We start from the raw sequence: 23,457 nt of genomic DNA on the forward strand, positions 1-23,457 counted from the left end.
CGGCTTGAAACGGGAGCCGCGCCAACCGCTCCTCGTTCCATCGATCACGGCCTGGGTCTCACGCAAGACCCAGCCGTGCGAGCGCGCCGCGCGCGGCCGCGACACCGCTGGCCATCGAGGCCGTGAGCAGGTAGCCGCCGGTCGGTGCCTCCCAATCGAGCATCTCCCCCGCCACGAACACACCGGGCAGCGCGCTCGTCATCAGCTGCGCATCGAGCGCCTCGAAGCGCACGCCGCCCGCGGTGCTGATCGCCTCGTCGACCGGGCGCGCGGCCAGCAGCCGCAGCGGCACGGCCTTGATCGCCTGCGCGAGCTGCAGCGGATCGTGCATCGCCTCGCGGCTCAGCACCTCGTAGAGCACGCCGGCCTTGATGCCCTCGAGGCCGAGCCGGCTCTTGAGGTGGCTGCCGAGTGAACGCGCGCCGCGCGGATGTTTGACCGCGGCCAGCACCTGCTCGGCGCTGCGGTCGGGCAGCAGGTCGAGCAGCAACGTGGCACTGCCGTGGGCCGCGATCTCGTCGCGCAGCAGGGCCGAGACGGCGTAAACGAGGCTGCCCTCGATGCCGCCCGCCGTGGCGACGAACTCGCCCTTGCGCGCGAACTGCCGGCCGCGGCTGTCGGTGAACGACACGGCCACCGACTTGAAGGGCTGGCCCGCGAAACGCTCCGAGAAATGCGCGCTCCAGCCGCTGCCGTCGAAGCCGCAGTTGGCGGGCTGCAGCTCCGCCACCGCCACGCCCTGCGCCTGCAGCCGCGGCGCCCAGGCACCATCGGAACCGAGCCGCGCCCAGCTCGCGCCGCCGAGCGCGAGCACCACCGCGTCGGCCGAGGCCTCGACCTCGCCCGTGGGCGTGTCGAAGCGCAGCACGCCGGGCGAGACCGCGGCATCGCCAATCCAGCGGTGCCGCATGTGGAACTGCACACCGGCCTCGCGCAGCCGGTGCAGCCAGGCGCGCAGCAGCGGCGCGGCCTTCATGTCGGTGGGAAACACGCGGCCCGAGCTGCCGACGAAGGTCTCGATGCCCAGGCCCGCGGCCCATTCGCGCAGTTGCGCGGGACCGAAGGCCGCGAGCATCGGCTCGAGTTCGGCGCGGCGTTCGCCGAAGCGGCCCACGAAGGCCTCGAAGGGCTCGGAGTGCGTGAGGTTGAGCCCGCCGCGCCCCGCGAGCAGGAACTTGCGCCCCACCGAGGGCATGGCGTCGTAGAGGTGCACGTTCGCACCGGCCGCGGAGAGGATTTCCGCCGCCATCAGGCCGGCGGGGCCGCCGCCGATCACGGCGGCGGTGGGAGGAGAAGTCATTCGAGGTTCACCAGTTCGCCCTGCCCGGTCAGGAACGCGGCGCGTACCGTGGCACCGGGATGGGCCTGCTGCACGGCCGCGCGGTAGCGCTGCATCTGTGCGATGAGCGCGGCATCGTGCTCGGGCCTTGCGGCCGATTTGTAGTCGAGGATCCACCAGATGCCGCTGGCGCGCTCGCGCACCAGCCGGTCGATGCGCAGCGTGTCGCCTTCGTGCACCAGCGTGACCTCGTTGCCGTGCCAGTCGATCCGCTCGAGGTCCCAGGCCCAGGCGCCCGCGCCGGCGCGGATGCGCGCGGCCAGCGCCGCGGCGCCGCGCGCCTGCTGCGCGTCGAGCAGGAACTCCTGCGCCGCCGCGCGCACATGGGCCGCGGCCAAGGGCTCGCCGGGCACCGACCATTCGAGCAAGCGATGCATCGCCTGGCCGAAGGCCGCGGCGCGCGCGTCGAGGGTGGCCGCCTTTTCCTTGCGCACAACGGGCACCGGCGGCGTCGCGGAAGCGAACACCGGCAGCTCCTGGATCGCGAAGACGGCCTGCGCCTGCGCTGCGACCGGCGCCACCAGTGGCTCGTCGGCATCGACGGTCTCGCAGGCCTCGGCCAGCCGCGCCCACCAGCTGCCTTCGTTGGCGCGCGCGGGACGCACCGACGACAGCACCAGCCGCGCGCGGGCGCGCGTGGTCGCGACATAGAGGCCGTTGAGTTCCTCGCGGTGGCGCGCGCGCTGCTCGTCGAGCAGCAGCGATGCGGCGCAGGCCGGCGGCGTCTTCTCGCTCGCGAGGAAAACGAAGCGCGTCGGCACGCGGTCGCCGCCCTTCCATTCGACCAGCACGCCCATGGTCTGGGCGCGCGGCGGCGGCGCGTCGCAATCGAGCATCAGCACGGTGTCGGCCTCGAGGCCCTTGGCGCCGTGCACCGTCAGCAACTGCACCGCCTCGGGCGCGGCCACCGATGGAGCGCGCACGCCGCCGGCACGCAGCGCGCGCACCAGCGCATAGGGCGTGACGAAGCGCGCGCCGTCGATGTCGAGCGACGCGGCCAGCAGGCCGCGCAGGTTGGCCAGCGCGCCCTGGCGCAGCGCGGCGGGCACGGCCGCGCCGAACTTCGCGAGCACGTCGCCGTCGTGGAAGATCGCGTCGAGCGCATCGTGCGGCGGCAGCGTGGCCAGCCAGCGCTGCCAGCGCTTGAGACGCGGCGCGGCCTCGGCCAGCGCGGCCGGCAGGTCCTCCCCGGTCTGCAGCAGCCGGAACCAGCTCCAGCCCGGCAGCGCGCGCTGGCGCAGCGCCAGCTGCACGAGATCCTCGTCGCCGATGCCGAACAGCGGCGACTTGAGCGCGCGCGCCAGCGAGAGATCGTGCGCGGGCGAGACCAGCGCGTCGATCAGCGCCACCATGTCCTGCACCTCGGGTGCATCGTGCAGTTCGTTCTTCTCGGGCTGCTGCACCGGGATATGGCGCTGGCGCAGCGCGTCCTGCATCGCGGCGAGCCGGCTGCGGCGGCGCGACAGCACCATGATCTGGCGCGGCGGCGTGCCGTCTGCGATCAACTGCGCGATCCAGCGCGCGGCCTGTTCGCACTCCTTCTGCAGCAGCTGTTCCTCGGGCAGCACGCGCGGCGTGACCAGGCTGTCGCGCCAGCGCAGCATGCCGTCGTCGGCCGGTGCCGCTTCGGCCGCTGCTTCGGCGGCATCGCGCTCGATGGCCGGCAGCTTCAGCAGCGCACCCTCGTCGCTGCGCTCGGTGGTGTGGGCACGGAAGCCGTCGAACTCGCCGGCCTCCTGCGCGGCCAGCATGGCCTGGTTGACCAGGCCCACGACGGCGCGCGCATTGCGGTGCGTGTGGTCGCAGTTGAGCAGCTCGCCGCCGAGGCCCTCGCGCACGAACTTCTTCGCGGCGATGAAGACCTGCGGCTCGGCGCGGCGGAAGCGGTAGATGCTCTGCTTCGGATCGCCCACGACGAACACGCGCGGCGCGCTGCCGCCCGCGCCCACGTAGGCGCTGAGCCAGCCGTAGAGCGCCTGCCACTGCAGCGGATTGGTGTCCTGGAACTCGTCGATCAAGAGGTGCGCGATGCGCGCATCGAGCCGCTCCTGCACCCAGCCCGAGAGCGCCGACTGGCCCAGCAGCAATTGCGCGGCCTGCTCGACGTCGTTCATGTCGACCCAGCCATGGGCGCGCTTGACGCCCGCGAAGGCATCGATCAGCAGGCGCGTGAGCCGCGTCATGCGCTGCTGGTAAAGCCAGGCCGCGTGCTGGGCTTGCGCGGCGCACAGCAGCTGCAGTTCGGCCTCGGCCTCCTGCGCGGCCGGGTACTTCTGCAGGTTCTTGTTGAGCCGGTCTTCCGTCGCGACGAAGAAGCTCTTGCGCAGCAGCGCGAGCGCCGCCGGCAGCGCGGACTCGGCCGGCTCGCCGGTGCCGAAGATGTCGATGACGGCCTCGGCCGCCTTCTGCGGCGTCTTGTTGGTCTCGCGGCCGAGCGCGGCGGCGCGGTCGAGCCAGCGCCGGCGCACGGCCTCGCCGCGCAGCGCGTCGGTCGGCGTGTCGAAGCCGGCCAGCGCCGGATGCAGGTCGGCGAAATGCCGCACCGCCTCGGCCGGCTCGGCGAGCGAGAACTCCACGCGCCGCGTGAGCGCCTCGCCGAGCGCCTTGGCGGTCTGCGAGCGGCCGTAGGTGGCGACCACCGCGTAGTAGTCGGCCAGCGCATCGGGGTCGGCGGTCACGGCCTCGAAGAAGGGGCGCCAGGTGCGCGAGCGCGCCTCGGCATCGTCCTCGAGCAGTTCGTAGTTCGACGGCAGGCCGAGCTCGCGCAGCACCGCCAGCGGCGCATTGCGCAGCAGGCCCGCGAACCAGGCGTGGAAGGTGCGGAACTGCACCGGCCGGCCGCCTTCGAGCAACTGCCGGTACAGGCCCTTCAGGCGCGGCGCGGCGGCCAGCGCCTCGGCCGGCGGCATGCCGCGCATCACCAGTTCCTTGACCAACTCTTCGGGCTCGCGCTCGGCGAAGGCCTCGAGCCACTGGTCGAGCCGCTCGCGCATCTCGCCGGCGGCCTTCTTGGTGAAGGTGATGGCGAGAATCTCGTGCGGCTGGCAGGCGTTGGCGCCGTCGTCGAGCAGCGCGCGCACGATGCGCGACACCAGCATCCAGGTCTTGCCCGCGCCCGCGCAGGCCTCGACCGCCACCGAGCGCCGCGGATCGCAGGCGACGGTGTAGAAGGCCTCGCGCGGCACGCGCTGGCCGTTGTGTTCGTAGGCGGCGCCATTCATGGCGTGCTCCCCTGCAGCACGGCGGCGCCGGCATCGTCGCTCCAGAAATCCTTGCGGCACAGGCCGCGCGCGGTGCAGTGCTCGCACACCGTGCCCTCGCCCAGCGGCGGCAGCGGCGTGCCTTCGGCGATGCGCCGGAAGTCGTCGAGGATGCCGGCCACCAGCGCATCGCGCGCCTGCACCACCACCGGCTGCTCCACCGTCTGCGTGCCCGAGGACTTCTCGCCCACGTTGACGTAGGCGGCGCGTAGCGTGTCGTCGGCCACCAGCGCGGCATAGAAGGCGAGCTGCGTGTCCTCGGTCGGTTCCTTCACGCGCTCCTTGGTCACGGCCGAGGACTCGGTCTTGTAGTCGATCACGAAGGGCTGGCCATCGGGCATGCGGTCGATGCGGTCGAGCCGGCCCACCAGCTGCAGCGCGCCCAGCGGCTGCTCCTTCCAGGGTTCGGACTCGACGAAGACCGCGCCCGCGGCCTCGTGGCCCGCGAGCCAGTCGAGGTAGCCGTCGCGCACCGCGGGCCAGGCCGCGGCAAAGGGCAGGAACTCGGCATCCGACAGGCCGTACTCGCGCGTGGCGCGCACGGCAGCGTCCTCGATGAAGCGCAGGCGCTCGCCGGCGTCGCGCGTGGGCGTCTCCCGCAGCGTCTCGTGGAAATGGCCGAGCACCGCATGCAGCCAGTTGCCGAAGTCGCGCTTGTCGACCTCGGCATCGAGCTCGTCGGCGCTGCGCAGGCCGAGCTGGCGCAGCGCGAAGAAGCGGTAGGGACAGCGGCGCAGGTCCTCGTAGACGCTGGTCGACACGTTGCGCAGCGGCAGCAGCGCGCCCGAGGGCATTGGATAGAGGGTGGGACGCACGGGCACTTCGCGCCGCGTGCGCGGATCGTCGGTGAATGCGAGCGCATGGTCGAGCTCGAGGCCTTGCACCAGCGGGCTGGGCCGCACGGGCTCGCCGCTGGCATCGGCGCTGCGCCACAGCAGTTCGCACCAGGGATTGCACAGGGCCGCGTTCCAGGCCGCGCGCTGCGCCGCCTCGAGCGCCTCGCGCGAAGGCAGGCCGAGCTCGAGCCGCTGCGCGGCGCTCCAGTTGCCGGGCGGCTCGGGCGATGCGGGCAGGCGGCGGTCGTCGCAGCCCGGGATCACGATCGCGCCGAAGGCCCGGCCCAGCAGCTGATGCAAGGGCAGCACGATCACCTGCGGTATCTCGCCATTGACGGGCGGCACGAAGCTCGCGTCCTCGAGCACGTCGCGCACCCAGGCCGTGAATTCGGACAGCGTGTGACGGCCACCAGGAAAAGCCTCGTCGTCGCCGTGCGCGCCGGCATCGAGCCACAGTGCCGAGATCACCTTGCCGCCCGCGAGATCGGCCTCGAGCGGCTCCCACTGGCCGGCCGCCTCGAGCAGGTCGCGTAATGCGACCAGCCATTCGGCGAGCGGGCGCGCGCGCGCCATCGGCGCGCGGCGGGCCTCGATCTCGTTCGTGAAGGGCATCAGCGCGACGTCCTGCGGCTTCTCGCTGTGCGCGGCCTGCGCGCACCAGGCCGACCAGTCGCGCACGCCCTCGCGCCGCAATCTCGACTCGAGTCCCTGCACCGCGAGCGCATCGCCGTCGTCGCCGCTCTTGAGCCAGTCGAGCACCTGGTCGCTGCCGGCGTCGTGCGCGCAGGCGCGCAGCGCGCTCATCAGCATGGCGGCCGCGCGCGTGGTCGAGAGCTTCCAGCCGGTCTCGTCCTGCGCCGTGACGCCCTGCCCCTTGAGCCGCGCGCCGATGCGGCGCGTGAGCGCGCGGTCGGTGGCAACCAGCGCGACCGGGCTGCGGCCCTCGGCCAGGTGGCGCAGCGCACAGGCCGCGGCGAGCTCGGCCTCGTCCTCGGGATCGATCGCGACATGGGCCGCGGACTGCCCGAGCGGCGCGATGGCCGGCACCAGCGACAGGCGAACGGCGCGCTCGCCCCACAGGCCGCACAGGGTCTGCGTCAAGGGGTCGGTCTGGAAGCCCTCGAGAACGATCAGCACGTCGATCTGCGCACGCGCGGGCTCGCGCAGCAGCACGTCGGTGGCATAGCTCGCATTCGCGGCCCAGGCGACCGCGATGCGGATCAGCGCGCTCTCGATGCGGAACCACTCCGATTCGCTGCCCGCATCGGCCACGCCCGCGGCGCGCTCGGCCCAGGCGCTGTCGCGCTCCTCGGGCGCGACCGCGGCCGCGAGCGGCGCGAGCTGGTAAGCCAGCTCGACCACGCGGCCCGCGAGCGCGAAGCGTTCGGCGCCGAAGCCGGTCTGCGAGAGCAGGCCCTGCGCGGTCACGAGATCACGCGCCATGTCGAAGGCGATGTCGTAGCCCGAAGGGACGAAGCCGCCCGCGCTGCGTGCCCAGTTGCGCGTGGTCTCGAAGCGCGGAACGAAGCCCGGCGAGCCGCAGCGCGCCCACATCGCCTGCGCCACGCCCATGAGCTGCGCATAGGGCACCAGCACCATCGTGCGCGCCGCATGCGCCTGGCGTTCGGCGAGCACGCGCACGATGCGCGCGACCACACCATCGGCAGGGTCGCACCACAGGGCCTGGACGGGATGGCCTTCGTTCATGTTCTGTCGCGGGGGATTCGGTAGCGGGGCCGGGTCGCGACGAGGGCTCTGGCTATCGGCGCCATAGCCTTCGTGCATGCCACGTCACCCCTTGGTTTCTGTCACAATGACCCGCACTGTAGCTGCACCGAAACTCCCCGCGCACAAGGACTCCATCATGGCCAGCGAGCTGATCAAACACATCTCCGATTCCTCCTTCGAAGCCGACGTGCTCAAGTCCAGCCAGCCCGTGCTGGTCGACTACTGGGCCGAATGGTGCGGCCCCTGCAAGATGATCGCCCCGATCCTCGACGAAGTGTCGAGCGCCTACGAAGGCAAGCTGCAGATCGCCAAGCTCAACGTCGACGAGAACCGCGACATCCCCGCCAAGTTCGGCATCCGTGGCATCCCCACGCTGATGCTGTTCAAGGACGGCCAGCTCGCCGCCACCAAGGTCGGTGCCATGAGCAAAGCCCAGCTCACCGCCTTCATCGACCAGCAACTCGCCTGAGTGCTTTCAAACCGGCCAGCGCGCAACGCGTTGGCCGGCGCGTTTTTCCTGTCATAATCACCAGCAGATCGCCGGCCCTTTCAGGTAGCCGGTTCGAGTTCCCCGGTCAGTGAGGCAGTTCTCGTCTCACATCGAACCACCCCCCTGTTCTCCGTTTCCCCTCGATTGCCCCCGCAAGGGGTCGTTCCATGCACTTAAACGAACTCAAGGCACTCCACGTGTCTGAAGTCCTCAAGCAGGCCGAAGCCCTTGAGATCGAAAACGTCGGCCGCATGCGCAAGCAGGAGCTGATGTTCGCGATCATCAAGAAGCGCGCGAAGGCCGGCGAACAGGTCTTCGCCGACGGTGTGCTCGAAATCCTGCCCGACGGCTTCGGCTTCCTGCGCAGCCCGGACACCAGCTTCACCGCCAGCACCGACGACATCTACATCAGCCCGAGCCAGGTGCGCCGCTTCAACCTGCACACCGGCGACATGATCGAGGGCGAGGTGCGCATTCCGAAGGACGGCGAACGCTACTTCGCGCTGACCAAGCTCGACGCCGTCAACGGCGGGCCGCCCGAGCAGAACAAGCACAAGGTGATGTTCGAGAACCTGACGCCGCTGTTCCCCAAGGAGCAGATGCGCCTCGAGCGCGACGGCATCAAGGGCGAAGAGAACATCACCGGCCGCGTGATCGACATCATCGCGCCCATCGGCAAGGGTCAGCGCGCCCTGCTCGTGGCACCGCCCAAGAGCGGCAAGACGGTGATGATGCAGCACATCGCGCACGCGATCAGCGCCAACTACCCCGAGGTCCACATGATGGTGCTGCTCGTCGACGAGCGCCCCGAAGAAGTGACCGAAATGCAGCGCACGGTGAAGGGCGAGGTCATCGCCTCCACCTTCGACGAGCCCGCCGCGCGCCACGTGCACGTGGCCGAGATGGTGATCGAGCGCGCCAAGCGCCTGGTCGAGCTCAAGAAGGACGTGGTGATCCTGCTCGACTCGATCACCCGCCTCGCACGCGCCTACAACAACGTCGTGCCCTCGTCGGGCAAGGTGCTGACCGGCGGTGTCGATGCCAACGCGCTGCAGCGTCCCAAGCGCTTCCTGGGCGCGGCGCGCAATGTCGAGGAAGGCGGCTCGCTGACCATCATCGGCACCGCGCTGATCGACACCGGCAGCCGCATGGACGAAGTGATCTTCGAAGAGTTCAAGGGCACCGGCAACTCCGAAATCCACCTCGACCGCCGCCTCTACGAGAAGCGCGTGTTCCCGTCGATCCAGCTCAACCGCAGCGGCACGCGCCGCGAAGAGCTGCTGCTCGCGCCCGAGATCCTGCAGAAGACCCGCATCCTGCGCCAGCTCATGTACAACATGGACGAGATCGAGTCGATGGAGCTGATGCTCAAGAACATGAAGGCGACGAAGACCAATGTCGAGTTCTTCGACATGATGCGTCGCGGGGGTTGAGCCGGTCTTCGACCGAAGCTCGCCTCCCCAAAAAGCGCGTTGCATCGCAAGATGCAGCGCGCTTTTTTCATGGGCGCGCGACGGGCAGCGCGCGGCCTTCCTCGGCGCTGCGCCGGCCGAGATCGAGCAGTTCCATCAGCGCCACCGCCTGCGCGGGCGGCACGGGATTCGGCCCCTGGCCGAGGATCGCGTCGCGCACGGCCGCGTAGTACGCGACATAGTCGCCCGCGCGCGTGGGCCAGGCGCGCTTCGCCACCGTGCCGTCGGCGGCGGGCAGCACGAGCTCGCCATAGAGCGGATCGGCGCCCCACCCCGCCATCGGCGGCCGCTGGCCGGCGCGCAGCGCGTCCTCCTGGGGATCGACGCCGTGCTTGACGTAGCTGCCGCGCGTGCCGTGCACGAGGTAGCGCGGCGCCGCATGGGCCGCGAGCGTGGTCGAGTGCAGCACCACGCGCAGCGGCGAATGCGGCCCCGACTCGTAGCGCAGCACCGCGTGGAAGTAGTCCTCGACCAGGGCCCCGTCGCGCAGCACGGCGGTGTCGAGCTGCAGGGTGTCGGGCATGCCGAACAGCTGCACCGCCTGGTCGACCAGGTGCGCGCCCAGGTCGACCCAGATGCCCGCGCCCGGCACCTTCTGCTCGCGCCAGCGCTCGCGCACCTCGGGCCGGTAGCGGTCGAAATGCGATTCGAAATAGACCGGGCGGCCCAGCTCTCCGCTGGCCAGCAGTTCCTTCAGGGTCAGGAAATCGGCGTCGAAACGGCGGTTCTGGTAGACCGCGAGCACCCGATCGTTGCGTTCGGACAACAGTTTGAGCTCGCGCGCCTCGCCAGCATCGAGCGTGAACGGCTTGTCGACCACCACGTGCTTGCCGGCCAGCAGCGCCGCCTTCGCGACCGGATGGTGCTGGGCATTCGGCGTGGCGACCACGACGAGATCGATGTCCTGCCGCGCGACCAGCGCCGCCGTGTCGGGCACCACGGCCACGCCGGGCCAGTCGGCATGCACCTTGTGCGGCTGGGAACTGGCCACGGCCGCCAGCTCGAGCCCGGGCACGGCCGACAGCACGGGGGCATGGAAGGTCTGGCCGGCAAAGCCGTAGCCGACGAGGCCGGCGCGCAGGGGTCTGGAGGTCATGGGAGGCCCGATTTGGCTGGGGACGGGCCGAAGTGGCCGCCATCGGCCCAGTATGCGATAATCGACGGCTTCGCGAAAAGTGCGGCCGGCGTCCTGCCCGCCAGTGGCTCTCGCATCGACCCCCAAGGAAAGACCATGGCAAAAGAAGGCATCCACCCGAATTACCGCGAAGTCCTGTTCGTCGACATGTCGAACGGCTTCAAGTTCGTGACCCGTTCCTGCGTGAACACGAAGGAAACCGCCAAGGCGGACGACGGCCGCGAGCTGCCCCTGTTCAAGCTGGACACGACCAGCGAATCGCACCCGTTCTACACCGGCACCCAGAAGTCGGTCGACAACATGGGCGGTCGCGTCGAGAAGTTCCGCAACCGCTTCGGCAAGACGACCGGCGCCGCTGCCTCCAAGTAAGGCACGCACCCAGGCTCAGGCCTGGCGTCGAGGGCAGCCCGGTTTACCGCGCTGCCCTTTTTGTTTCCCCCACCCGTTGCCGCCCATCGCCCTTTGAACCAGCCCACGCCCGCGATCGTTGCCCAGAATGCCGTGCGCCGGCTGCCGCGCATCGCGCTGCTGCTGCTGTGCGCCGCCTATCTGCTGCCGGGGCTGGTCGGCCGGGGACCCTGGAAGAGCGCCGACATCACGGCCTTCGGCTACATGGCCGAACTGGCGCGCAGCACCGAGGGCATCGCCCGTTGGTTCGATCCGCGCCTGCTGGGCATCGCGCCCGAAACGCCCGCGCTGGTGCCGTACTGGATCGGCGCGCTGGCGATCAAGATCGCGCCCGCCTGGCTGCATCCCGACTTCGCGGTGCGCATCGTGTTCGCGCTGCTGCTGTGGGGCACCTTCACCGCGACCTGGTACGCGGTCTATTACCTGGCGCGCACCGCGCGCGCACAGCCCGTGGCCTTCGCCTTCGGCGGCGAGGCGCGGCCGACCGACTACGCGCGCGCCATGGCCGACGGCGCCCTGCTCGCGCTCATCGCCTGCCTGGGCCTGGCACAGCTGGGCCATGAAACCACGCCCGCGCTGGCGCAGCTCTACTTCGCCTCGCACCTGTTCTACGGCGTGGCGGCCCTGCCCTACCGGCGCGCCGGGCCGGTCATCGCGCTGGTGGTCGGCACGCTGGGCATGACGCTCAGCGGCGGCCCGACCGTCGGCCTGGCCCTGGCCACGGGCAGCGTGCTGTTCATCGCCTACGAGCGTCGCCGCATGCGGCGCGCCGCCGAACCCGCGAGCACCGGCTGGTCGGGCGTGGGCGAGGACGAAGGCCCGGGCTACACGCGCGGCGCGCTGTTCACCATGGCCGGCGTGACGCTGCTGGCCGCGGCGCTCGCGATCGGCCTCGGCCTGCTGCAATGGAAGATCGACCTGCCCGGCGCCCATCCCGGTACCTCGATCGCGAGTGACATCCGCAGCCAGGCCCGGCTGCTGCTGTGGTTCACCTGGCCGGCCTGGCCGCTCGCGCTGTGGACGCTGTGGCGCTGGCGCCGCCAGCTCGCGGCGCGCCACGTGGCGCTGCCGTTCTGGTTCGCGCTGGTGCCGCTGGCCGCCACCTGGACCACCGACTACTCCGACCGCTCGCTGATGCTGGCGCTGCCCGCGATGGCCACGCTCGCGGCCTTCGCGCTGCCGACTTTCCGGCGCAGCGTGGCGGCGCTGGTCGACTGGTTCACCCTGCTCTTCTTCAGCGGCCTCGCGCTGCTCGGCTGGATCTACTGGATCGCGATGCAGACCGGCTACCCGCCCAAGCCCGCGGCCAGCGTGGCGCGGCTGGTGCCGGGCTTCGTGCCCGAGTTCTCGCCCATCGCCTTCGTGCTCGCGCTCGCCGCCACCATCGCCTGGTGCTGGCTGGTGCGCTGGCGCACCGGCCGCCACCGCGCGGCACTCTGGAAGACGCTGGTGCTGCCGGCCGGCGGCACCGCGCTGTGCTGGATGCTGCTGATGACGCTGTGGCTGCCGCCGATCGACTATGCGCGCAGCTACGCGCCGCAGGTGCGCGCGGTGAGCGAGCGCGTGGGCCATCCCAAGTGCGTGGCCGAGCTCGCGCTGAGCCGCGCCCACATCGCGGCGCTGCAATACCACGGCCACTTCGAGCTGCAGCCGCTGCTGCTGGGCACCGACTGCCCGTGGCTGCTGGTGGCCCCCGAGACCATCGAGCGGCTGCACACCATCATCTCGCTCGACCAATGGCGCTTCGCGGGGACCCTGCGCCGCCCCAGCAGTCCCTCCGACGACCTGCTGCTGTACGAAAAGATCGCACCGCGGTGAGGGGCGAACGCGGACTGATCGCCCGCCACGCGGGCACGGTGCTGGTCGGCCAGCTCGCCGTGATGGCCTTCGGCGTGACCGACACCATCGTGGCGGGCCGCTATTCCGAGGACGCGCTGGCCGCCCTGTCGGTCGGCGCCGCCATCTTCGTCAGCGTCTACGTCTCGCTGATGGGCGTGCTGCAGGCCTTGCTGCCGGTGTGGGCCGAGCTGCACGGCGGCGGCCGCGGCGCCGAGGTGGGCCGCTCGGTGCGGCAGTCGCTCTACCTCGCGGGACTGGCGATCGTGGTGGGCATGGCGCTGCTGCTGCTGCCGGGCCCGGCCCTGCAATGGACGCAAGTGCCGCCCGCCATGCGCAGCGAGGTCGAGGCCTACCTGATGGTGCTGGCCTTCGCGCTCGCGCCCGCGCTGCTGTTCCGCCTGTTCAGCACCCTGAGCCAGAGCCTGGGCAAGCCGCAGCTCGTGACCTGGCTGCAACTCGCCTCGCTGGCGATCAAGCTGCCGCTGTCGGTCTGGTTCACCTTCGGCGGCGCGGGCCTGCCGGCCATGGGCCTGGTCGGCTGCGGCTGGGCCACGCTGGTCGTCAACTGGGCGATGCTCGGCTGCGCCGTGTGGCTGCTGCGCGCCAGCCCGTTCTACCGCGGCTACCGGCTCTGGCAACCGATCGAGAAGCCCGACTGGGCGCAGATCGCCCAGTTCGCGCGCCTGGGCGTGCCGGCCGGACTCGCGGTGCTGGTCGAGGTCACCTCGTTCACGCTGATGGCGCTGTTCATCGCGCGCCTGGGCACGACCGCAGCCGCGGCGCACCAGATCGCCGCCAACCTGCTGGCCGTGGCCTACATGGTGCCGCTGTCGCTCGCGATCGCGACCAGCGCGCGCGTGAGCTTCTGGCTCGGTGCCGGCGATCCGGCGCTGGCGCGGCGCGCCTGCCGCACCGGCTTCGAGCTGACCGTGCTGTGCGCGCTGCTGTTCGCGCTCGCCATGTGGGGGCTGCGCTTCCAGCTCGCGGCCGTGTATTCGGACAAGCCGGCCGTGATCGCGCTCGCGGGCGCGCTGCTGCTCGTGGTGGCGCTCTACCACTTCGCCGACGCGCTGCAGACCCTGTGCGTGTTCGTGCTGCGCTGCTACCGCGTCACGCTCGCGCCGCTGGCGATCTACTGCACGCTGCTGTGGGTGGTGGGCCTGGGCGGCAGCTACCTGCTGGCCTACCGCGGGCTCGGACCCTGGCCGGCCATGCAGTCGCCGCTGGCGTTCTGGATCATGGGTGCCGCCGCGCTGGCCGTCACGGCGCTGCTGTTCGGCGCGCTGCTGCGCTGGACCATGGCGCACCGCGTGCGCGGCTGAGCGGTGGCAGCGGCGCGGCCGTTCAGGCCTGCAGCCGCGCCAGCACCCGCGCCTCGCGCACGCGCGTGGCCGGGAACAGCAGCGTGAAGCGCGAACCCTTGCCCACCGTGCTCTCGATGCGCAGCTCCGCGCCATGGCGCTGGGCGATGTGCTTGACGATCGCCAGCCCGAGCCCGGTGCCGCCGGTTTCGCGCGAGCGGCTGCGGTCGATGCGGTAGAAGCGCTCGGTCAGCCGCGGGATGTGCTCGGCCGCGATGCCCGGACCGGTGTCCTTCACCGCGTACTCGCCGCGACCGTCGGGCAACACGCGCCAGCTCACCGCCACCTCGCCGCCGCCGGGCGTGTAGCGGATCGCGTTGCTCAGCAGGTTCGACATCGCGCTCTGCAGCTCGGTGGCGGCGCCGGACATCTCCGAATCGGCATCGATGGTGAACGACAGCTTGTGGCCCAGCTGCGGCGAGAGCCGGCCCGAGAGGCCGCGGCCCTCGTCCTCGCACTGCGCGAGCAAGGCGCGGATGCGGGTCCACTGGGTGCCGCCGGGGGCAGCGCTGCCCTCGAGGCGCGACAGGGTCAGCAGGTCGTTGACCAGCGTCTCCATTCGGTGCGACTGCTGCCCCATCAGCCCGAGGTAGCGCGCGCGCTCGTCGGCATCGAGCGGCAGGTTCTGCAGCGTCTCGACGAAGCCCGCGAGCACCGTAAGCGGCGTGCGGATCTCGTGCGAGACGTTGGCCACGAAGTCGCGCCGCATCGCCTCGGCCTGTTCGAGCGCGGTGATGTCGCGCGTGAGCAGCATGCGGCGGTTGCCCGCGTAGGGATGCACCTGCACCGACAGCCGCACCGTGTGGCTGCGCTGTTGCGAGCCCGGGCCGTGGCCGTCGATGACGACGTCGCGGCTGTAGTTCCACGACGCGAGGTAGGCGACGAAGGCCGGATCGCGCACGAGGTTGGCCAGGTGCTGCAGCAGGTCGCGCTCGGCGTCGATGCCGAACTGCGCCGCCGCGGTCTGGTTGCACCACTCGATGCGGCCCTGCTCGTCGAGCAGCACCACGCCGTTGGGCGAGGCCTGGATCGCGGCCAGGAATTCCTGCAGCCGGTCCTCGGCCTGGCGGGTCTGCTGTTCACGGTCGCGCAGCAGCTTGCGGATGCGCTCGGCCAGCTCGCCCCACATGCCGACGCCGCGGCTGGGCAGTCCCACCGCATCGTTGCGCAGAATCTGCAGCAGTCGCTTGGCGCGCCAGCCGTCGAAGGCCAGCCAGACCACCGCCCCGCCCCAGGCGCCGATCCAGCCGAGCTTCCAGCCGAAAAAGGCTGTAACGCCCGCTCCACCAAGGAGAGACGCTATTAAAAAAGTAGCAATGCGAAACGGCATGGCGGGCGATTATCCGCGCCCGCGGGCGGAGACGCTCACGGCGGTCAAACGGTGGCTTGGGCCGTCAGGCGGTAGCCGGCGCCGCGCACCGTCTCGACCATCGGGGACGCCGCACCCAGCGATTCGCGCAGGCGCTTGACGTGCACGTCGACCGTGCGCTCCTCGATGTAGACGTGGTCGCCCCACACCTTGTCGAGCAGCTGGGCCCGGCTGTGGACGCGCTCGGCGTGCTGCATCAGGTAGGCCAGCAGCTTGAACTCGGTCGGGCCGACCTTCAGCGCATTGCCCTGCCAGGTCACGCGGTGAGTGGCGGTGTCGAGCGCGAGCTCGCCGATCTCGACGCGCTCGGTCACCACCTCGGGCGCGCGGCGGCGCAGCACGGCGCGGATGCGCGCGAGCATTTCCTGGGTGGAGAAGGGCTTGGTGATGTAGTCGTCGGCGCCGGCGTCGAGGCCGGCCACCTTGTCGGGCTCGTCGCCGCGCGCGGTCAGCATCAGGATCGGGACGGCCTTGGTACGGGGGTCCTTGCGCCACTGGCGCGCGAGCTGCAGGCCGCTCTGGCCCGGCAGCATCCAGTCGAGCAGGATCAGGTCCGGCAGGAAGGCATCGATCTCGCGTTGGGCCGCCGCGCCATCCTCCGACCAGATCGGCTCGAAGCCGTTGTGGCGGAGGTTGACGGCGATCAGCTCGGCGATCGAGGACTCGTCTTCGACGATCAGGACTCGGGGTTTTTTCATGCTTTCTTGGGAGTCTTGCCGCAGTCGTACTGGTGTCGTTACTGCAGCGCCGACTCGATTTCCTGCATCGAAGTGTGCCGCACATCGGCACCCTTGACGATGTAGATGATGAACTCGGCGATGTTCTTGGCGTGGTCGCCGATGCGCTCGATGGCCTTGGCCAGGAACAGCAGGTCGAGGCTCGCGGAGATGGTGCGCGGGTCTTCCATCATGTAGGTGACCAGCTTGCGCACGAAGCCGTCGAACTCCTTGTCGATCAGGTCGTCGTCCTTGAGGATCGACAGCGCCGCGGCGGTGTCGAGGCGCGCGAACGCGTCGAGCGCGGTGCGCAGCAGGTTCGACGCCAGGTCGGCCGCGATGCGCAGCTCGGTGGTCGGCAGCACGCGCGAAGCACCGCTCTCGATGATCGACTTGACCATGCGCGCGATCTTGTTGGACTCGTCGCCCACGCGCTCGAGGTTGGCCGTGGTCTTGGAGATCGCGATCAAGAGGCGCAGGTCGCGCGCGGTCGGCTGGCGGCGCGCGATGATCGACGACAGCTCGCGGTCGATCTCGATTTCCATCGCGTTCACGCGGTGCTCGGTTTCCATCACGCGGTCGGCCGCGTCCGAATCGAACTGCAGCAGCGCGTAGATCGCCTGGTGGATCTGCGACTCGACCATGCCGCCGAGTTCCATCACGCGCGACGAGACGCCGTTGAGTTCGCTGTCGAACTGGCTGGAGAGGTGTTTTTCAGTCATGGTGTCGTCCTCTTTGCATCCGTTGTTGCATCAGCCGAAGCGGCCGGTGATGTAGTCCTCGGTCTCCTTGCGCTGCGGCTTGAAGAACATCTGCTCGGTGGCACCGAACTCGATCAGGTCGCCCAGGTACATGTAGGCGGTGTAGTCGCTGCAGCGGGCCGCCTGCTGCATGTTGTGGGTCACGATGACCACCGTGTATTCGTTCTTCAGCTCGGCGATCAGTTCCTCGATCTTGGCGGTCGAGATCGGGTCCAGGGCCGAGCAGGGTTCGTCGAGCAGCAGCACTTCGGGCTTGATCGCGATGCCGCGCGCGATGCACAGGCGCTGTTGCTGGCCGCCCGAGAGGCCCGAGCCGCTTTGCTGCAGCTTGTCGCGCACTTCGGTCCACAGGGCCGCCTTCTTCAGCGCCCATTCGACGCGGTCGTCCATGTCGCTGGCCGAGAGATTCTCGAACAGCTTCACGCCGAAGGCGATGTTGTCGTAGATCGACATCGGGAACGGCGTCGGCTTCTGGAACACCATGCCGACCTTGGCGCGGATCAGCGCCACGTCCTGCTTGCTGGTCAGCAGGTTCTCGCCGTCGAGCTCGATGGCGCCTTCGGCGCGCTGCTCGGGATAGAGCTCGAACATGCGGTTGAAGGTGCGCAGCAAGGTCGACTTGCCGCAGCCCGAGGGGCCGATGAAGGCCGTGACCTTGTTCTCGGGGATCTCGAGGTTGATGCCCTTGAGCGCGTGGAACTTGCCGTAGTAGAAGTTCAGGTTCTTGACCGAGATCTTCGCGGGCGCTGCGGCGGCGGTGGGAGCGGTGATGGGTGCCATGTTGCGTTTCTCTTGTTCGTTCTGTGCGGGTTGCGTGGAAGCCGCTTCGGGTTCAGTGCTTGGAGCGCGTGAGGACCCGCGCCAGGATGTTGAGGACGAGCACCGCGACGGTGATCAGGAACACGCCGGCCCAGGCGAGCTGTTGCCAGTTCTCGTAGGGGCTCATGGCGAACTTGAAGATCGTCACCGGCAGGCTGGCCATCGGCTGCGTCACGTCGGCGGTCCAGAACTGGTTGTTCAGGGCCGTGAACAGCAGCGGCGCGGTCTCGCCGGCGATGCGGGCCACGGCCAGCAGGATGCCGGTCACGACACCGGCGCGCGCGGCGCGCAGCGTGATGCTCAGGATCACCTTCCACTTCGGCGTGCCGAGGGCGTAGGCGGCTTCGCGCAGGCCCGGGGGCACCAGCTGCAGCATGTTCTCGGTGGTGCGGATCACGACCGGGATCACGATCAGCGCGAGCGACAGCGCACCGGCCAGGCCCGAGAAGTTCTTGAAGTAGGCCACGACCACCGCGTAGACGAACAGGCCGATCACGATCGACGGTGCCGACAGCAGGATGTCGTTGACGAAGCGCGTGACCGAGGACAGCATGCCCTTGGGGTTGTACTCGGCCAGGTAGATGCCGGCCATGATGCCGATCGGCGTGCCGACGAAGGTCGCCAGCAGCACCATCACGAAGGAGCCGAAGATGGCGTTCAGGATGCCGCCCGGCTCGTTCGGCGGCGGGGTCATCTCGGTGAAGGCCATGATCGACAGGCCGCCGATACCCAGGCGCAGGGTTTCCCAGAGGATCCAGACGAGCCAGAACACGCCGAACACCATCGCGGCGAGCGACAGCGTGAGGGCGATCTTGTTGACGCGGTTGCGCGAGGCGAACCGGGCCTGGCGGGTTTCCGCCAGGGTCTTGGCGTTGATGAGGGATTGGCTTGTGCTCACGACTTCTTTCCTTCGCTCTTCTTCATCTGCGCCAGCAGCACCTTCGACAGCGACAGCACGACGAAGGTGATGAAGAACAGCACGAGGCCCAGGTACATCAGCGCGGCCTGGTGCAGGCCGGCGCCGGCTTCGGCGAACTCGTTGGCGAGCGCCGAGGTGATGCTGTTGGCCGCCTCGAACACCGAGAGCGAGTTCAGCTGGTTCATGTTGCCGATCACGAAGGTGACGGCCATGGTCTCGCCGAGCGCGCGGCCCAGGCCGAGCATGATGCCGCCGATGACGCCGGCCTTGGTGTAGGGCAGCACGACCTTGGAGACGACCTCCCAGGTGGTGGAGCCGAGGCCGTAGGCCGATTCCTTGAGCAGCGGGGGCGTGACCTCGAACACGTCGCGCATCACCGAGGCGATGAACGGGATGATCATGATCGCGAGGATGATGCCGGCCGAGAGAATGCCGATGCCCACCGGGGGACCGGACACCAGCGCGCCGAGGTACGGCACGCCGGCCAGCAGCTTCTGCAGCGGCTGCTGGACCCAGCTCGAGAGGATGGGGCCGAACACCAGCAGGCCCCACATGCCGTAGACGATCGACGGCACGGCAGCCAGCAGTTCGATGGCGGTACCCAGCGGGCGCTTGAGCCAGCCGGGCGAAAGTTCGGTGAGGAAGAGCGCGATGCCGAAGCTCACGGGCACCGCGATCACCAGGGCGATGGCCGAGGTGGCCAGCGTGCCGTAGATCATCACGAGGCCGCCGTATTCGTTCTGGACCGGGTCCCACACGCTGCTCGTGAGGAAGCCGAGGCCGTACTTGGTGATGGCGGGCCAGGCGCCGACGATCAGCGACAGCAGGATGCCGATCAGCATCGCCAGCGTCAGCAGTGCGGCACCCTTGGCGGCCAGGCCGAACAGGCGATCGACCATGGGACCGGAGCGCGATGCCTTCATCGGCGGCGGTGCGGTGGTGCGGCCCTGCTCGGCGGAAAGATCGAGCGCGGTGGCGGCGGCGGGGAAAGTGGATGACACGTGTCGCTCCGGCAAGGACGAAAGCGGCGCGCCATCGAGCGGATTGCTGCTCATTGGCGCGCCGTGTTTTCTTTTTCTGATCAGGGAGAAGAAGGAGGCTTACTTGAACGCGACGGGCTTGCCCGAAGCGTCCTTGACCTCACCCCAGGCCTTGGCGATCGTGGCCTTCACGGCGTCGGGCATCGGCACGTAGTCCAGTTCGTCGGCCGTCTTGTCGCCGCTCTTGTAGGCCCAGTCGAAGAACTTCAGCACGGTGGTGGCATTGGCCGGCTTGTCTTGCGTCTTGTGCAGCAGGATGAAGGTGGCGCCGGTGATCGGCCATGCACCCTTGTCGGCCTGGTTCGTCAGCACCTGGTAGAAGCTCTTGTTCCAGTCGGCACCGGCGGCGGCGGCCTTGAAGGCGGTGTCGTCGGGCGAGACGAAGTTGCCGGCGGCGTTCTGCATCTGGGCGTACGTCATCTTGTTCTGCTTGACGTAGGCGTATTCCACGTAGCCGATCGAGTTCGGCAGGCGGCCCACGAAGGCGGCGACGCCTTCATTGCCCTTGCCGCCCGCGCCGGTGGGCCAGTTCACGGCCGTGCCTTCGCCGACCTTGCTCTTCCACTCGGCGTTGACCTTCGACAGGTAGTTGGTGAACAGGAAGCTGGTGCCCGAACCGTCGGCGCGGCGAACCGGGGCGATGGCAGCGTCGGGCAGGTTCAGCGAACCGTTCAGGGCCTTGATCGCGGGGTCGTTCCACTTCGTGATCTTGCCGAGGTAGATGTCGCCCAGCACCTGGCCGCTGAGCTTGAGTTCGCCGGGCTTGATGCCCTGGATGTTCACGACCGGGATCACGCCGCCGATGACGGTGGGGAACTGCATCAGGCCCTTGGCCTGGAGTTCGTCGTCCTTCAGGGGAGCGTCCGACGCGCCGAAGTCGACGGTCTTGGCTTCGATCTGCTTCAGGCCGGCGCCCGAACCAACCGATTGGTAATTGATCTTGACGCCGGTGGCCTTGTTGAAGTCCGAAGCCCACTTGGCATACAGGGGTGCGGGGAAGCTGGCGCCGGCACCGGTCACGTCCTGGGCGAACGCGGGAAGAGCGAAAACCGCGGCGACGAGGCCGGCGGTTGCAAATTTGAACGTCGTTTTCATGAAGCTTCCTTTAGAAGTAAGAAGTAGTCCCCTTTCGGGCTTGCGACGGACTCTAAAAAGCTTGTGTGACATCGATGTGACACCCCTCTGTCGAGGGAAAATGGGGCCGCGGAGCCCTCCGGCTCTGTGACGCTGTCACACAACCGTCATGCGCCCGAACTAGCCTCTCGAACCTCGCTGCGGTGGGGTTCGGGGCGGTGGGGAAACCGTCAACGACATACGAATCAGGCTCCGCCTTCTTTACTACAACATGCAAAACGGCACCCGCCTCGCAGCGGTCGATCTCGGTTCCAACAGCTTCCGGCTCGAAATCGGCCAGGTCGATCACGGCCAGATCCACCGCACCGAATACCTGAAGGAGACCGTGCGCCAGGGCAACGGCCTGGACAGCGCACGCAATCTCACGCCCGAAGCCATGCAGCGCGGCTGGGACGCCCTCGCCCGCTTCGGCGAGCGGCTGGCCGGCTTCAAGCGCTCGCAGGTGCGGGCCGTCGCCACCCAGACGCTGCGCGAGGCGCGCAACCGCGAGGAATTCCTGCTGCGCGCGCGCACCATCCTGGGCTTCGGCATCGACGTGATCCCGGGGCGCGAGGAAGCCCGCCTGATCTATCAGGGCGTGGCGCACATGCTGCCGCACAACGACGCCTCGGACCGCGAACGCCGGCTGGTGATCGACATCGGCGGGCGCTCCACCGAAATGATCATCGGCCGCGCCCTCGAGGCCGAGCTGATGGAGTCGTACCGCGTCGGCAGCGTCGCCTGGTCGATGAAGCACTTCCCCGAGGGCCAGTTCACTGCCGCCGCCTTCCGGGCCGCAGAGGTCGCGGCCAAGGCGGTGCTCGACGACGCGCTCGGCAGCTACACGCGCGACCAGTGGGACGTGGCCTATGGCGCCTCGGGCACGATCGGCGCGGTCGGCGACGTGCTGGCCGCGGCCGGCGGCGAGCCCGGCGTGGTCAGGCGCGAGGGCCTCGACTGGCTGCTCGACCGGCTGCTCAAGGCCGGCGGCGCCGACAAGCTGCGCATCGAGGGCATGCGCGAGGACCGCAAGGCGGTCATCGGCGGCGGCCTCAGCGTGCTGCGCGCGGTGTTCGACCTGCTGGGCATCGAGGAGATGAAGGTGGCCCAGGGCGCGCTGCGCCACGGCGTGCTCTACGAACTGCTGGAACGCGACGAGAGCGTGGCCGACATGCGCACCACCACGGTCGCGCGCCTCGCCACCCGTTTCGCGGTCGACCCGGTCCAGGCCCGCCGCGTGGGCGACACGGCCGCCGCCCTGTTCGTGCAGCTGGCGCCGGCCGCGCGCGGCGGCAGCACCACCAGCCGCGCCGGCCGCGCGCTGCGCAAGCTCGGCTGGGCCGCGCAGCTGCACGAGATCGGCGCGCTGGTCTCGCACAGCGACTACCACAAGCACGGCGCCTACATCCTCGACAACACCGACGCCCCCGGCTTCGCGGTCAACGAGCTGCACACCCTCGCCCAGCTGGTGCTGGGCCAGCGCGGCAAGCTTCGCAAGCTCGAGGGTTCGCTCGACGACGAGACCTTCGTGATGCAGCTGCTGGCGCTGCGGCTCGCGGTGATCCTGTGCCACGCGCGGCGCGACCCCGCGCCCGACGCGCTGCACCTGTCGCCGCTCGGCACCCGCACCTTCTCGATCGCCTGCGCGCCCGACTGGGCCGAGGCCTTCCCGCAGTCGGCCCACCTGCTGCGCGAGGAGGTGCTGGCCTGGCAGAAGATCAGTACCTGGCGCGTGGACCTGGCGGGCTGCTGAGCCGCTCTAGCAGGAAGTCGATGAACACCCGGACCCGCCGCGGCATGTGGCGGTGCGCCGGATGGATCAGCGAGAACGGGCGCCAGGTCTTCCTCGACGATGAAGCGCCAGATCTGCAGCAGGCCCGCGCCCGCGCGCAGCAGATGCATCGATAGCATCGTGACCGTTGTCATCCACGTCACACGAAGAGAGAGGAAGCTGTCATGAAGGCCGATCAAGCCCCCGCCCCCTACGACGCCGTCGTCGACCTGCTCGCCCGCTACTTCGAGGGACTGCACCACAGCGACACCGCCATCCTGCGCGAGGTCTTCCACCCGGCGGCGCTCTACGCCACCGCGACCGAGGGCCCGCTCTACACGCTGGACATGGCGAGCTACTTCCCGATCGTCGACAAGCGGCCCTCGCCCGCCAGCAAGGGCGAGCCGCGCACGGACCGCATCGTGTCTATCGAGTTCGCGGGACCGGTGACGGCCTTCGCGCGCGTCGAATGCTCGATCGCGCCGAAGCGCTTCACCGACCTGCTGACTTTGGTGCAGGTGGACGGGCGCTGGCAGATCCTCTCGAAGGTCTTCCACTTCGAACTGCAGCCGGCCTGAGCGGCGCGGCTTCGAACAGGCTCAGAGAAGTTCGGGCGACTGCACCGTCACCACGACGGTCTGCACGTCGCCATCGCGCTCGCGCGTGCGGATCCACCACAGCGCGCCCTTGCGCACCGGGCAGCTGTCCTGCTTCAAGCCCAGCAGCAGCGAGATCGCCTGCCCCAGCGAAGGCTGGTGGCCGATCATCAGCACCACCGACTTGCCGTTGGGCCAGCCGGCCGAGGCCAGCAGCGCGTCGGCGGTGGTGTCGGGAGCGAGTTCGCTGCGCAGCTTGTACTTGCGCCCGAGCGCCAGCGCGGTCTGTTCGCAGCGCCGCGCGGGGCTGCTGATGATGCGCGTGCCGTCGGGCAGCTGGCGGTCGAGCCAGCTGGCCATGCGCTTGGCCTGCTTCTCGCCGCGCGCGGTGAGCGAGCGCTGCATGTCGTCGCAGCCCTCGGTCCAGTCATCGGCTTCCGCATGGCGCCAGAAGATCAGGTCCATGGTCATCGTCTTTCGAACTT

20 protein-coding genes are annotated in these 23,457 nt (G+C 69.6%); 8 read left to right on the forward strand and 12 right to left on the reverse strand.

Going from position 1 to position 23,457, the window contains the following annotated elements:
• Positions 1 to 58 precede the first annotated feature (58 nt).
• Genes AC07PU_RS05665 through AC07PU_RS05675 form a run of 3 tightly spaced genes read right to left on the reverse strand, consistent with a single transcriptional unit; the run spans position 59 to position 7,142 of the window.
• Positions 59 to 1,300: a TIGR03862 family flavoprotein gene (locus tag AC07PU_RS05665; RefSeq protein WP_495315977.1), complete on the reverse strand. Its 1,242-nt coding sequence runs from the start codon at positions 1,298 to 1,300 to the stop codon at positions 59 to 61.
• Positions 1,297 to 4,560, reverse strand: a complete 3,264-nt coding sequence (locus AC07PU_RS05670; RefSeq protein ID WP_495315979.1) for a UvrD-helicase domain-containing protein — start codon at positions 4,558 to 4,560, stop codon at positions 1,297 to 1,299. Before AC07PU_RS05670 ends, AC07PU_RS05665 begins: the two co-directional genes overlap by 4 nt.
• Positions 4,557 to 7,142 carry a PD-(D/E)XK nuclease family protein gene (locus tag AC07PU_RS05675; RefSeq protein WP_495315981.1) on the reverse strand — a complete coding sequence of 862 codons (2,586 nt, stop codon included), beginning with the start codon at positions 7,140 to 7,142 and terminating at the stop codon, positions 4,557 to 4,559. The genes AC07PU_RS05670 and AC07PU_RS05675 overlap by 4 nt, the downstream gene beginning before the upstream one ends.
• Before the next feature lie 157 nt (positions 7,143 to 7,299).
• On the opposite strand from AC07PU_RS05675, the gene trxA reads away from it, so the two are divergent.
• Together trxA and rho are read left to right on the forward strand one after the other, a co-directional pair.
• A complete protein-coding gene (gene trxA, locus AC07PU_RS05680; protein ID WP_057594218.1) occupies positions 7,300 to 7,632 on the forward strand; it encodes a thioredoxin TrxA in 333 nt (110 codons plus the stop codon).
• Positions 7,633 to 7,820: 188 nt separating this feature from the next.
• Positions 7,821 to 9,086 carry a transcription termination factor Rho gene (gene rho, locus AC07PU_RS05685; RefSeq protein WP_057594219.1) on the forward strand — a complete coding sequence of 422 codons (1,266 nt, stop codon included), beginning with the start codon at positions 7,821 to 7,823 and terminating at the stop codon, positions 9,084 to 9,086.
• 67 nt (positions 9,087 to 9,153) lie between these two features.
• Here the strand turns inward: rho and AC07PU_RS05690 are convergent, their stop codons facing one another.
• On the reverse strand, positions 9,154 to 10,221 hold the full coding sequence (locus tag AC07PU_RS05690) for an oxidoreductase (RefSeq protein ID WP_495315984.1): 1,068 nt from the start codon (positions 10,219 to 10,221) through the stop codon (positions 9,154 to 9,156).
• Between the two features lie 135 nt (positions 10,222 to 10,356).
• Between AC07PU_RS05690 and AC07PU_RS05695 the strand changes: the two genes are divergently transcribed.
• The 3 genes from AC07PU_RS05695 to AC07PU_RS05705 all read left to right on the forward strand — a co-directional run bounded on the left by AC07PU_RS05695 (position 10,357) and on the right by AC07PU_RS05705 (position 13,829).
• On the forward strand, positions 10,357 to 10,629 hold the full coding sequence (locus AC07PU_RS05695; protein ID WP_093341315.1) for a type B 50S ribosomal protein L31: 273 nt from the start codon (positions 10,357 to 10,359) through the stop codon (positions 10,627 to 10,629).
• A gap of 93 nt (positions 10,630 to 10,722) precedes the next feature.
• Positions 10,723 to 12,486 (forward strand): hypothetical protein, encoded by a 1,764-nt coding sequence (locus tag AC07PU_RS05700; protein ID WP_431512530.1) that lies wholly within the window; start codon positions 10,723 to 10,725, stop codon positions 12,484 to 12,486.
• On the forward strand, positions 12,483 to 13,829 hold the full coding sequence (locus AC07PU_RS05705) for an MATE family efflux transporter (RefSeq protein WP_398498959.1): 1,347 nt from the start codon (positions 12,483 to 12,485) through the stop codon (positions 13,827 to 13,829). The genes AC07PU_RS05700 and AC07PU_RS05705 overlap by 4 nt, the downstream gene beginning before the upstream one ends.
• A gap of 22 nt (positions 13,830 to 13,851) precedes the next feature.
• Here the strand turns inward: AC07PU_RS05705 and phoR are convergent, their stop codons facing one another.
• Genes phoR through pstS form a run of 7 tightly spaced genes read right to left on the reverse strand, consistent with a single transcriptional unit; the run spans position 13,852 to position 20,587 of the window.
• Positions 13,852 to 15,198, reverse strand: coding sequence for a phosphate regulon sensor histidine kinase PhoR (phoR, locus tag AC07PU_RS05710; RefSeq protein WP_495315987.1), 1,347 nt, complete (start codon positions 15,196 to 15,198; stop codon positions 13,852 to 13,854).
• Between the two features lie 44 nt (positions 15,199 to 15,242).
• Complete coding sequence (gene phoB / locus AC07PU_RS05715; RefSeq protein WP_057594225.1) at positions 15,243 to 15,935, reverse strand: phosphate regulon transcriptional regulator PhoB; 693 nt, start codon at positions 15,933 to 15,935, stop codon at positions 15,243 to 15,245.
• A gap of 38 nt (positions 15,936 to 15,973) precedes the next feature.
• Positions 15,974 to 16,675 carry a phosphate signaling complex protein PhoU gene (gene phoU, locus AC07PU_RS05720; protein WP_093341308.1) on the reverse strand — a complete coding sequence of 234 codons (702 nt, stop codon included), beginning with the start codon at positions 16,673 to 16,675 and terminating at the stop codon, positions 15,974 to 15,976.
• 30 nt (positions 16,676 to 16,705) lie between these two features.
• The gene (gene pstB / locus AC07PU_RS05725) at positions 16,706 to 17,494 is read right to left on the reverse strand and encodes a phosphate ABC transporter ATP-binding protein PstB (RefSeq protein ID WP_093341306.1); all 789 of its coding nucleotides are present in this window, start codon (positions 17,492 to 17,494) and stop codon (positions 16,706 to 16,708) included.
• A 52-nt stretch (positions 17,495 to 17,546) separates the two neighbouring features.
• Positions 17,547 to 18,431 (reverse strand): phosphate ABC transporter permease PstA, encoded by an 885-nt coding sequence (gene pstA / locus AC07PU_RS05730; protein WP_093341305.1) that lies wholly within the window; start codon positions 18,429 to 18,431, stop codon positions 17,547 to 17,549.
• Entirely contained in the window at positions 18,428 to 19,507 is a 1,080-nt protein-coding gene (gene pstC / locus AC07PU_RS05735; RefSeq protein WP_093341303.1) for a phosphate ABC transporter permease subunit PstC, read from the reverse strand. Before pstC ends, pstA begins: the two co-directional genes overlap by 4 nt.
• Before the next feature lie 45 nt (positions 19,508 to 19,552).
• Positions 19,553 to 20,587, reverse strand: coding sequence for a phosphate ABC transporter substrate-binding protein PstS (gene pstS / locus AC07PU_RS05740; RefSeq protein ID WP_490876975.1), 1,035 nt, complete (start codon positions 20,585 to 20,587; stop codon positions 19,553 to 19,555).
• Between the two features lie 250 nt (positions 20,588 to 20,837).
• Here pstS and AC07PU_RS05745 point away from each other — a divergent pair, with 250 nt between their 5' ends.
• Genes AC07PU_RS05745 through AC07PU_RS05755 form a run of 3 tightly spaced genes read left to right on the forward strand, consistent with a single transcriptional unit; the run spans position 20,838 to position 22,954 of the window.
• On the forward strand, positions 20,838 to 22,358 hold the full coding sequence (locus tag AC07PU_RS05745; protein ID WP_296789170.1) for a Ppx/GppA phosphatase family protein: 1,521 nt from the start codon (positions 20,838 to 20,840) through the stop codon (positions 22,356 to 22,358).
• 20 nt (positions 22,359 to 22,378) lie between these two features.
• Positions 22,379 to 22,513, forward strand: coding sequence for a hypothetical protein (locus AC07PU_RS05750; RefSeq protein ID WP_495315995.1), 135 nt, complete (start codon positions 22,379 to 22,381; stop codon positions 22,511 to 22,513).
• A 48-nt stretch (positions 22,514 to 22,561) separates the two neighbouring features.
• Positions 22,562 to 22,954, forward strand: coding sequence for a nuclear transport factor 2 family protein (locus AC07PU_RS05755; RefSeq protein WP_495315997.1), 393 nt, complete (start codon positions 22,562 to 22,564; stop codon positions 22,952 to 22,954).
• A 21-nt stretch (positions 22,955 to 22,975) separates the two neighbouring features.
• Here AC07PU_RS05755 and AC07PU_RS05760 read toward each other — a convergent pair whose 3' ends face one another.
• Complete coding sequence (locus AC07PU_RS05760; RefSeq protein WP_057594239.1) at positions 22,976 to 23,437, reverse strand: SixA phosphatase family protein; 462 nt, start codon at positions 23,435 to 23,437, stop codon at positions 22,976 to 22,978.
• Positions 23,438 to 23,457 lie beyond the last annotated feature (20 nt).

The organism is Variovorax sp. GW821-FHT10D07 (assembly GCF_059415325.1).